The sequence below is a fragment of the Faecalimicrobium dakarense genome, from assembly GCF_000499525.1.
Taxonomy (GTDB): Bacteria; Bacillota; Clostridia; order Peptostreptococcales; family Peptostreptococcaceae; genus Faecalimicrobium; species Faecalimicrobium dakarense.
The window spans coordinates 1-10072 of the sequence record NZ_HG529287.1 but is presented as its reverse complement, the minus strand read 5'-3'; the positions used below and the strand labels follow the sequence as shown (position 1 = coordinate 10072).

Here is a 10072-nt window from a genome sequence, read left to right as displayed (position 1 = left end):
CATCTAAATCAAATATACAACATTTATACATATTCATTCTCCTTTTATTTTTTATATAATATTATTATAATATTATTTTTAGCAAATAGTAATAAAAATAGAGTCTATAAATATACACTCTATTTTTTATTACTATTTATCTTAAATATAAATAGTACTTTTATTTAAATTTTTTCTAGTAATTTTTCTAATAATTTTTTCTTTAATTGTTCAGTTAAATCACTATTAGATTTTTTAGTCGTATTTTTACCTTTAAAACTTATTTTTTTCTTTGTTTTTGCTTTATTGTTAGTATTATTTTTACTATTTTTTTTAGTCATACATATCCCTCAATTCTTTGAATATATGCTATACTGTATAAATATGCATAATCTTATCTGAAGTTGACAGTTAAAATTTTTAAATAACAAATTTATGCAAAAAAGAGCATGCTTAAATACAAACATACTCTTTTTATAGTTATTATTTAATCTTTATATTTTCTTCTAGTTTTACAATAGATTCATATATCCTTTTTTCTCTGGTTTCAGATTTTTTAGCACTAGTTACCCATTGGAAATACTTACGCTTACCAGAATAGGATAATGAGTTGTAAAATTCAAGAGCTTTTTCATTTTTTTCAAGTTCATTTTTAAAGTCACTCGGTAATTCTATTTCTCTATCTTCTTCATCTTTTTCTATTTCAACAAACACAGTATCTCCTGATTCTTTTCCTATGTTTTTTCTTACTTCTTTAGTTAAACCTATCATATAACACGGAAGTCCCATTTTTACAATAGATCCTCTATATTCAAATCCATCAAACTTAGCTTTTACTTTAACTCTTTTAGCATTAAATTCTTCTTCTACATCAAAAGGTATCTCTATATAAGTAGCATCTTTTCCTTCGTGCTTTTGTATTATTGCTTCAAATTTATAATTCATAAAAATGTCTCCTTGCAGTTTTTATCTAAATGTTATTATATCATAGTTTTATCTTAGCCTCGGCAAATATATTTAATGTTAAAACACTCCCCAAACTCATCAAATGTTAATTTAAATTTTGGTATTCCTACATAGTATGGGGCTATATCATATAGATTAAAGTATACTACTACCCCATCATCTTCTATATAAAACTGCTGACTATCACTAATTCCTGTGAACTTACCTTCATCCTGAAAATATAATTCTTTATTTTTATTTATACTTTCTTCTATAAATGTATCTACTATTTTTTTATAGTCTACATCTTTTTTAAACATATCTGATAGTCTTAATCTCTTACCATCCCTTAAATCATAGTTATATGAATCTAAATAAGTCATACCATGAGCTCCCCCAGTAAATTCATATTTTTGTATAGGTATGCTTATTATATGATTTTTATTATATGTTACTTTATAATCTACAATTAATTCATATTGATATTTAACATAATCTTCTTTAGATTTTGAAAATATATTTATATACTCTTTTTCATATTCTTTAGATTGTTTCTTTATTTCATTTTTATATTTTATAATATCATTATATATAGTCTGATTTATTTTATTAATAATTGTCATATTATAAAATGATGTATTAAAATAAGTTGCAAACGGCATTAAAATAGGATAACTTATATCATATTTAAAAAACTCACTTTCTTTGTTTATATTTTTTCTATATATATATAGTGGATTATTTATACAAGGTCTATTATTGTCCATTATACTCCCTCCCTTAAATTAGCTATTATTTACTATAGTATGTGTTATAAAGTAATAATGGGTACAATAAAAAAAGGAAATAGTTTTAACTATTTCCTTTTGCCTATCTAAAATCTTGCATATTATTTTCTATACTTAAATACTGAAGTATACTTTGAAGTGGTAACTTTCTACTTTCTATTGCTAATCCAAATTGTTCAAAGGCTTTATTAGTATCCTCACCGTACGTTTTCATTATTCCTTGTTCTAATTCATTTATGTGAATATATATATACTCTTTTAAATCTTCAATTGTTTGTAAATTATTTATTTCTTCTCCACGCAGTACATGTTTAAATATTTCAAATCCTTCTCCTTTTGCTCCCCATATGAAGATTCTAAACGTTATTAAAGATTTTTCTAGATATATACCTGTACTTATAGAGTTCATTTCATTTATATTTTCATATAAGTGTTGGTTAAAATCTATAAATCCACCACTTGATATTTCATAGTTTTTTTGGTCACTATATTCTATATTATTTTGTACTATACTCTCATGAAAGTTTGTATATCCATTACTTTGAAGTAATATTTCTGCAAGTTTTGTAGGCTGTATGAATATTTTATCTTCGCTTAAAAAATAAGTTTGCATTATTTTCTCCTTTAATCTATATTATCTTATATTTCTATTTTAATACTTTATGTCAAATTTGCCTACAATAAAAATTAAAGTTTAACTTTATACTTTATTAATTATTTTATATATAATCTGTTTAAAAGTACTTTTAATACTGTTAACTCTGCTTTATTTTTACATCTACCACATGCTTCTCCAAATTTAGTTTCTCTTCTTACGTCTTCTACACTCATACACCCTTTTAACTTTGCATCTTTTATATCTTTTATAGTTACATTAAAGCATCCACATATTCTGTCATCTTCTTTCATAATATCCTCCACATTTTATAAAATAGTTTATAATATAATAATATACCCATTCATTATTAATATAAAAACCTATATTAAAAACTAAAATAAATGCTTTATGATAGAATATAAAGACTCCTAGATAACACAAAAGAGTATTTTTAAAATTGATACTCTTTTGTGTTAGTTTTCATTATCTAAATTTTCTTTTATTTGTTCTTTAGTTAATATTTTTTTTCTAGAAATTAGTGTATTGCATTCCATGCAATAATAACTTGTGCTCCCTCAGCCATCCATAACTTCTAACTTTTTTTTGCAGTTTGGACAATAATATTCTTTAGTCATAATATCACCTCTTTATACATTATTTCATATAAGAATATTTGATTCAATACACATAGTTATTTTTTAACCATATTTTTATTTAAACCTATATTTTTACTAATAAGATTTTGATGGATCAAATTTTTCTTTCCATACTTCTTCTAAAGCTTTTAAGTCTTCTTTAAAGTCTTTCTTACTTTGTCCTTCCTTCATTTCTATTTCTTCTAATATTTCAAATTTAAATTTATCTGCTCCAAATTCTTTTACATCTTTTTCTACCTTCATATGAATACCAGAACCAGTTTTCTTAAAGAAGTTAAAACGATTCTCAGCACTTTTTAAGTCTATATCATTAATTAAAAGGTATTTCCCATTAACTGTATTAGTTACTTTATAAATTCCTCCTGATACAGGACGCTCTTTATATTCAAGAATCGCTTCTTTTCTACTTTTCTTTTTTTCTTTCATTTTCTCAGTCTCCTCTTTCTCTATATTTTTATCTATATTCTTTTTTTTATTTCTACTTTTAGTTACATTGTAACAATTTCTACATGATGGACTACAGTATTTTTCTTTTTCACTTTTTGCTATAAATGCTTTTTTACAGTGTTCACAACGTTTTATTGTATTATTTTTATCAGTAACTGCAAATGAATAAATTATTTCTATTGCTGTTTTTAAAGAATCAAAATCCCATTCTATGTATGGATTATCTAAAACACCAATAGTCATTCCAATTTTTTCAGCTTTAAACTTACCAGCCATTATAGTAACACTTTCTGTTAAGTTTATATTTTTGTAAATTAATATTTGATTTATATGAGTTGCAATAGTTTTTGCAAAATCTATTATCCACTCTAACTTTTCACAGTAAAATCTAGAAAATACCAAATCTAATACAAGCGGCCTTTTACCATAAAATTTTGGTGAATCCTCTGCCTTAAATAAAGTTATATGTTTTCCTAATTTTCTTACATAAACTTCATCCTCATCTGCAAAAGGTATAAATAAACTAAGATACTTATCTTCATCCATTATTTTCTCACTAACTTTAAGAGGATTATTATCTGTAAGTAATACCTTTGATTCCCCTATTATACTTTTATTATAAACACTAGATGTTATTATCCCTAATAATCCATACTCTTTAACAAAGTCTAGTACCATATCATTTATAATCTCTTTATCGATTTCTTTATTTAAAGCAGTATCACCTATTTCTATTAAGTCAAAAACTAATTCTTTTGATTTATCAAAAGGATTATAAATACTAAATGTTGCATCTTCTGTCGGCGTTATATAACTTGTTCCATTTTCATCATTTTTTGTTTCATAGTCGCTATATTTAATCCAGTCAGTTCTGAATTGACCTATCAAATTAATATTATTTTTCATTTATATCGCTCTCCTGTAATAGTTTTATATATTAAATATATTAACATAATAGCTTTTATTTTTTATTTTGTCAATTTTTTTATTTTATTAAAGTTTTATATCTATTTCGTAATATGTATTTTTTATTTAACTATTACCTTTCTATATTCCTATATTTTATTAGTTGCTCTGTATTTTAAATATAAAAAAGCACTTAACTTTTGTAAATTTAAAGTATAAGTGCTTTTTTTATATAAATTTAATTTTTAACTTTAACTAAATGTCACTAATCTTTCATCAATTTCACTTAGTATGTTATCTTTCTGTAAACCAAAGTAACTTATTAGCCCATTATAAAATTCTTCTGATATTCCCAGTAAGCTTTTCATTTTTAAAAGATTTTTAATAAATTCGTCTTTATTTGTATAGCCTATAATATAACTAATTAACATTTCTATAAATGTAGTTGATATAACATGACCATCTTTATGACTGTTTAGTATTGAATTTACGTAAGGTATTAGCGCCACATAAGTTCCTACTTCTCCAAAAGAAATTTTATCATATCCATTTATATTTACTTTTGCATTAATTATATATTCTTTATCTAGGTTAACACCTTCTATAAGATCACATATAACGCTTCCTATAAATTTATTTAACGTGCTATAGTCATCTTTAATCATGGCATTTATAATTTTTTTATCTAAATCATTTACTGCATATTTTTTTAGTTCAATTAATTGCATATATTTCCTCCATTAAAGTATTTCTAAAAAAGTCCCTTCACTTAAGCCACAGAGTGGGTACTATGTTTCATGTCACCAACGACTGTGTCCTTTACTTTAGCAACGTGTTGGCGAAACATTTCAAGTTTAGCAGTTGGGCTCTTCTATTATATTAATTATTAACTATATATTAACTATATATTGACTATATCTATAGTAATCTTCTTTACTACATTCTATAGTTAAAAGACTTCCTTCAGCTTCATAATCTATGTTAGTTACTGATGCATTCATATTTAAATAAGATACTATATCTCCTTTATTGTAAGGAATTAACATCTTACACTTTATATAGTCTTTAAATACTTTTTTGCATATACTTTCTATTAACTCATCTATACCTATATTACATTTAGCTGATATATATACCCCTTTATCGCACTGTCCATATAAATCTATTAAGTCAACTTTATTGTATGCATAAATCATAGGTATACCTTCTGCACCTATTTGTTTTAGAGTTTCATTAGTTACATCAATATGATTTTCATAATTTGGATTAGATACATCTACTACATGAATTAATAAGTCAGCTTCACAAACTTCTTCTAATGTGGACCTAAACGCTTTAACCAAATCATGTGGTAAATCACTTACAAATCCAACTGTATCGGATAGTAAAAATCTTTTATTATCTTCTAACTTTATACTTCTAACAGAAGTTTCTAATGTTGCAAATAGCATATTTTTTTCAAAAACTTTTTTATCTTCATTTTCCTTAAATCTATCTACCATAGTATTCATAACTGATGATTTACCTGCATTTGTATAACCTACTAATGCTACATTTGGAATCGATGATTTCTTTCTTTTATTCCTTTGAGTAGATCTTTGATATTTTAAAGTCTCTAGTTCCTTATTTAAAACCGCTATCTTATCTTCTATTCTTCTACGGTCAAGTTCTAATTTTGTTTCTCCTACCCCTTTATTCTTTGTTCCTACCCCTCCACTTTGACGTCCTAGGTTAAGATTTGAACCAATTAATCTTGGTAGTAAATACTTAAGTCTTGCAACTTCTACTTGTAGCTTTGCTTCTCTAGTTTTAGCTCTTTGCGCAAATATTTCTAGTATTAAAGTAGTCCTATCTATTATTATACACTTTAATATTTTTTCAATATTTCTTAGTTGCGAAGCAGATAGTTCATTATTAAATATTACAATATCTGCCTCTAAACTTTCAATCACATTGGCAAGTTCTGAAACTTTCCCACTTCCTATATAGTAAGTTGGATTAACCTGCTTTGAATTTTGTTCCATTTCTCCTACTACTTCAATATCACAAGCAAAACATAAGTTTTTAAGCTCAATCATTGATTCTTCAAAATCTTCTTCGTTATTTATATTAACTCCTACTATTATTCCTTTTTGCATATATACATAATCTCCTTTTAATTTACTATTTAATATTTTTAAATAGCACGAAGTTATGACTATGTAAAATTTTTATTTTAAAAGCCACAATTCGTGCGCTATCCTCTTAGTCTTATGAAAAATACGCATCCTCTAATGATCATTTCTATTACCTCCTTTTTCGGCTTAAAGCATAAAAATACCCTGAAACACTTAGTGCTCCAGGGTAAACTTAAATAAATATAAATCTATATTTATAGAGTTTAATATTTTATACGGGAGCAATATATATGTAATTTATCAAATACTTTAAATAAGTTTTTCATATATATCACTCCTTTCACCGATTAATTATGTTTTCATAATAATCCACTTTCAAATATTTGTCAATATTTTTTATAACCCTATATATCAGCCTTAGTAACTTTACGAGGTCTACCTTTTATATTTTTAGTTTGAAGTGTTTTAAGTACCATTTCACCTTTGTTATTTAATATTTCAACATAAGTAGATATATCAAGTATACTTATAACGCCTATATCCTCTGCACTCATTCCATCTATACTACAAAGTGTTCCTACAATATCAACTGGCCTCATTTTAGTTTTTTTACCAGCATTAATATGAAGTTTCATTATATCCTTACTTAAATTTATACCTTTATCTTCTTTAATTTCAGGCTTTACACTTAGTTTCTTTTCAAATTTGGGCTTTAATTCATGTACAAGTCTTTTACTTGGAATTTTTCTTAGCTCAATATCCTTTCCTGTGTAACTGTAAATTTCAAACATACGTCTTTCATCAGATTTCATTACAAAGGTAATTGCTCTACCGTCCTTACCACCACGGCCTGTTCTCCCTATTCTATGGACATAATTTTCCCTTAAAACTGGTACATCATAGTTAATTACATGAGTAACATTTTCTATATCAATTCCTCTAGCTGCTACATCTGTTGCTATTAAATACCTAAAGTATCCTTTTCTAAAATTATTCATTACCTTTATTCTATCATCTTGTTCCATGCTTCCGTGTATTTTGTCACAAGTATAATTAAGACTACTTAATTTTTCACATAGCATATCTACCTTTTGTCTTGTGTTACAAAAGATTACACAAGTATCAGGATTTTCTACTATTGTTATGTCTTTTAATAGGTTTAATTTTCCTGTTTCTTCTATTTTATACGCAAATTGTTCTATTTTATCAACAGTTAAAGTTTTTGCTTCGATTTCTATTTCTATAGGATTTTTCATATACTTTTTAGATAAATCACTTATATCTTCGGGCATAGTAGCTGAAAATAACATAGTTACTCTTTCATTTGGCAGGTGACTTATAATTTTTTCTATTTGTTCTATAAATCCAAGACTAAGCATTTCATCAGCTTCATCTATTATCAAGTACTTTATATTATCTGTCACAAATGAACCTTCTTTAATATGGTCAATAGTTCTACCTGGAGTTCCTACAACTACATGAGTTTTTTGCTTAAGCTCTTTTTCCTGTTGTGAGAAAGAAGATTTTCCATAAAGTGCAGGTACTTTTATTCTTTTATATCTTCCTATATTAAATACATCTTCTTTGACTTGAATCGCAAGTTCTCTAGTAGGTGTAAGTATTAATGCTTGAGGTTTATTCTCATTCCAATTAACTAATTCACAAACTGGTATTGCAAAAGATGCTGTTTTTCCACTTCCTGTTTGTGATTTAACTAAAACATCTTTATTTTCAAGAGCCACAGGAAGCACTTTTTCTTGGACTTTTGTTGGACTTTTATAATTTAGCATGTCTATTGCTCTTCGTATCTCTTTGCTTAATTTATAATCTGTAAAGTTTGATTTTGTCATTGTTTCTCTCTTTCTGGCTTTATTTATAGTATTTTTTATTATACCACAATATCAATAATTTAATATTTTGTTATTTCAAAATAAATAAAAGCACTTAATTTTTTGAATTATTTATCAAAATTAGGTGCTTTTATTTTATATAATAAACTTATCATAAATACTATAAAACTTTGCATTTACCACCACATTCAAAACATGTAGAATCTGGCTTTTCTTGCTCACTTATTTGTACAGATATTGATTTACATTTTTCACATTTAAGCTTAAATACTTTTCCACTACTTAATAATGGATCTATTAAGTCATTTTTCTTTTTTCCCATTTAAAATCCCCCTTGTCTATATTTTTATAATATATAACATATTTTACCATATTTTTTCAAAATTTTATATTTGTAATATATTTTATTTTTTATATGATTAGTATATATATTGATATGTTCCTCTTATTTTTTTATATCAGTTTACAGATTTTTATGTGTATGCCTAATCCTTGTATGATGCCTTATGGACAAATGATGGGTGGCATGGACACAGATCCTGTTATGCCTTCTGGTCATATGTTTGGCGATCATGGTCATTTTCCTCATCACGGGCATGTTTTTTCCCTGGCCCTGGATTTTTCCCATTTTGGTGGTTATTCTTTATGAATCAACCTCATCATGGTTTCGATTTTGATGAAAATATGGAACAACATAATTTAAATGTATATCCTTATATAGTTCCTTATAATTAATAATATTTAAAAATAAAAGAAGCAACGATATATTTATTATCCATTGCTTCTTTTTTATTAAAATTCCATAGGAATTAATTTTTCTTCATTATATCTTGCTATAGCATATAAAGCATCTGATAATCTATTTACATACTTTATTAAAAGTGGATTTATCTCTTCTACTTTACTAAGAGTTATTATTCTTCTTTCTGCTCTTCTACATATAGTTCTTGCAATATGTAAATTCGCTGAAACTAAACTTGTTCCGGGTATTATAAATGCATTTATATCTTCTGTTTTGTTTGTATATTCATCTATTATATTTTCTAATTTTTTTACATCATCTTCTACTACTACTTTTCTTAATTTATCTTTATTTTGAGTAGCTAATTCGGCTGATACAGAAAACAATTCCTTTTGTACTTCAAATAAAATCTTTTTATCTTTTTGTCTTGCATGGTTTATGCAAAGCCCTATGTATGAATTTAATTCATCTAAAGTACCATAAGACTCTACTCTTATGCTATCTTTATCTACTCTACTTCCATCGTATAGTGATGTTTGACCTTTATCTCCTGTTTTTGTATATATTTTCATAATACCACCTCATTAATTTTTTATATTTATTAAAGGAGTTATACTTATTATATACCCATATTTTGGATTGTCAAGCTTACCATTTTTATCTATATACTCTATTATTTTCATAGATACTTCAAAACATCTACTTATTTTTTCTTATAAATACATCATATAATATTTTCTCATAATTTTACTATTATTAATCTTTACATATATACAAATACTATATTAGAAAATACATTAATATTTTAAAGGAGACTTATTTTATGGCAAATTTTAACGGAACAGTTAAGTGGTTTGATTGTGAGAGAGGATATGGATTTATTTCTGCAGATGATGGTGAAGATATTTTTATTCATTATTCTCATATAAAAGAAGATGGACATAATAAAGATTTACACCAAGGCCAACAGGTTACATTTGATGTAGTTAAAGCTGATAAAGGGCCATCTGCTATTAATGTCCATAAGCTTAATTAATAAAAAAA

The 10072-nt window shown here is 25.6% G+C and carries 12 protein-coding genes; 1 reads left to right on the top strand and 11 read right to left on the bottom strand.

Going from position 1 to position 10072, the window contains the following annotated elements; all coding sequences use genetic code 11:
- Positions 1–164: 164 nt before the first annotated feature.
- The 11 genes from BN899_RS18975 to BN899_RS06345 form a co-directional block, all read right to left on the bottom strand.
- Entirely contained in the window at positions 165–320 is a 156-nt protein-coding gene (locus BN899_RS18975; protein WP_154658886.1) for a hypothetical protein, read from the bottom strand.
- Positions 321–462: 142 nt separating this feature from the next.
- Entirely contained in the window at positions 463–924 is a 462-nt protein-coding gene (locus BN899_RS06385; protein ID WP_042273885.1) for a YdeI/OmpD-associated family protein, read from the bottom strand.
- A gap of 53 nt (positions 925–977) precedes the next feature.
- Positions 978–1691 (bottom strand): DUF3298 and DUF4163 domain-containing protein, encoded by a 714-nt coding sequence (locus tag BN899_RS06380; RefSeq protein ID WP_052356670.1) that lies wholly within the window; start codon positions 1689–1691, stop codon positions 978–980.
- Between the two features lie 103 nt (positions 1692–1794).
- Entirely contained in the window at positions 1795–2325 is a 531-nt protein-coding gene (locus BN899_RS06375) for a hypothetical protein (protein WP_042273884.1), read from the bottom strand.
- A gap of 101 nt (positions 2326–2426) precedes the next feature.
- A complete protein-coding gene (locus BN899_RS06370) occupies positions 2427–2621 on the bottom strand; it encodes a (2Fe-2S)-binding protein (RefSeq protein ID WP_042273890.1) in 195 nt (64 codons plus the stop codon).
- A gap of 420 nt (positions 2622–3041) precedes the next feature.
- Positions 3042–4319, bottom strand: coding sequence for a GIY-YIG nuclease family protein (locus BN899_RS06365; RefSeq protein ID WP_071162434.1), 1278 nt, complete (start codon positions 4317–4319; stop codon positions 3042–3044).
- Positions 4320–4570: 251 nt separating this feature from the next.
- Positions 4571–5047: a hypothetical protein gene (locus tag BN899_RS06360; protein ID WP_042273882.1), complete on the bottom strand. Its 477-nt coding sequence runs from the start codon at positions 5045–5047 to the stop codon at positions 4571–4573.
- A gap of 162 nt (positions 5048–5209) precedes the next feature.
- Positions 5210–6457 carry a GTPase HflX gene (gene hflX, locus BN899_RS06355; RefSeq protein ID WP_042273881.1) on the bottom strand — a complete coding sequence of 416 codons (1248 nt, stop codon included), beginning with the start codon at positions 6455–6457 and terminating at the stop codon, positions 5210–5212.
- A 383-nt stretch (positions 6458–6840) separates the two neighbouring features.
- Positions 6841–8286 (bottom strand): DEAD/DEAH box helicase, encoded by a 1446-nt coding sequence (locus tag BN899_RS06350; protein WP_042273878.1) that lies wholly within the window; start codon positions 8284–8286, stop codon positions 6841–6843.
- Between the two features lie 160 nt (positions 8287–8446).
- Positions 8447–8608, bottom strand: coding sequence for a hypothetical protein (locus BN899_RS18970; RefSeq protein WP_154658885.1), 162 nt, complete (start codon positions 8606–8608; stop codon positions 8447–8449).
- 470 nt (positions 8609–9078) lie between these two features.
- Positions 9079–9600: a cob(I)yrinic acid a,c-diamide adenosyltransferase gene (locus BN899_RS06345; RefSeq protein ID WP_042273876.1), complete on the bottom strand. Its 522-nt coding sequence runs from the start codon at positions 9598–9600 to the stop codon at positions 9079–9081.
- 251 nt (positions 9601–9851) lie between these two features.
- On the opposite strand from BN899_RS06345, the gene BN899_RS06340 reads away from it, so the two are divergent.
- Positions 9852–10064 carry a cold-shock protein gene (locus tag BN899_RS06340; RefSeq protein ID WP_042273875.1) on the top strand — a complete coding sequence of 71 codons (213 nt, stop codon included), beginning with the start codon at positions 9852–9854 and terminating at the stop codon, positions 10062–10064.
- Positions 10065–10072 lie beyond the last annotated feature (8 nt).

Excerpts from the sequence above, each read along its gene's own strand:
- BN899_RS06360 (WP_042273882.1), bottom strand. The coding sequence starts at position 5,047 with ATGCAATTAATTGAACTAAAAAAATATGCAGTAAATGATTTAGATAAA.
- BN899_RS06350 (WP_042273878.1), bottom strand. The coding sequence starts at position 8,286 with ATGACAAAATCAAACTTTACAGATTATAAATTAAGCAAAGAGATACGA.
- BN899_RS06375 (WP_042273884.1), bottom strand. The coding sequence starts at position 2,325 with ATGCAAACTTATTTTTTAAGCGAAGATAAAATATTCATACAGCCTACA.
- BN899_RS06380 (WP_052356670.1), bottom strand. The coding sequence starts at position 1,691 with ATGGACAATAATAGACCTTGTATAAATAATCCACTATATATATATAGA.
- BN899_RS06345 (WP_042273876.1), bottom strand. The coding sequence starts at position 9,600 with ATGAAAATATATACAAAAACAGGAGATAAAGGTCAAACATCACTATAC.
- BN899_RS18975 (WP_154658886.1), bottom strand. The coding sequence starts at position 320 with ATGACTAAAAAAAATAGTAAAAATAATACTAACAATAAAGCAAAAACA.
- BN899_RS06370 (WP_042273890.1), bottom strand. The coding sequence starts at position 2,621 with ATGAAAGAAGATGACAGAATATGTGGATGCTTTAATGTAACTATAAAA.
- BN899_RS18970 (WP_154658885.1), bottom strand. The coding sequence starts at position 8,608 with ATGGGAAAAAAGAAAAATGACTTAATAGATCCATTATTAAGTAGTGGA.
- BN899_RS06385 (WP_042273885.1), bottom strand. The coding sequence starts at position 924 with ATGAATTATAAATTTGAAGCAATAATACAAAAGCACGAAGGAAAAGAT.
- BN899_RS06340 (WP_042273875.1), top strand. The coding sequence starts at position 9,852 with ATGGCAAATTTTAACGGAACAGTTAAGTGGTTTGATTGTGAGAGAGGA.
- BN899_RS06365 (WP_071162434.1), bottom strand. The coding sequence starts at position 4,319 with ATGAAAAATAATATTAATTTGATAGGTCAATTCAGAACTGACTGGATT.
- hflX (WP_042273881.1), bottom strand. The coding sequence starts at position 6,457 with ATGCAAAAAGGAATAATAGTAGGAGTTAATATAAATAACGAAGAAGAT.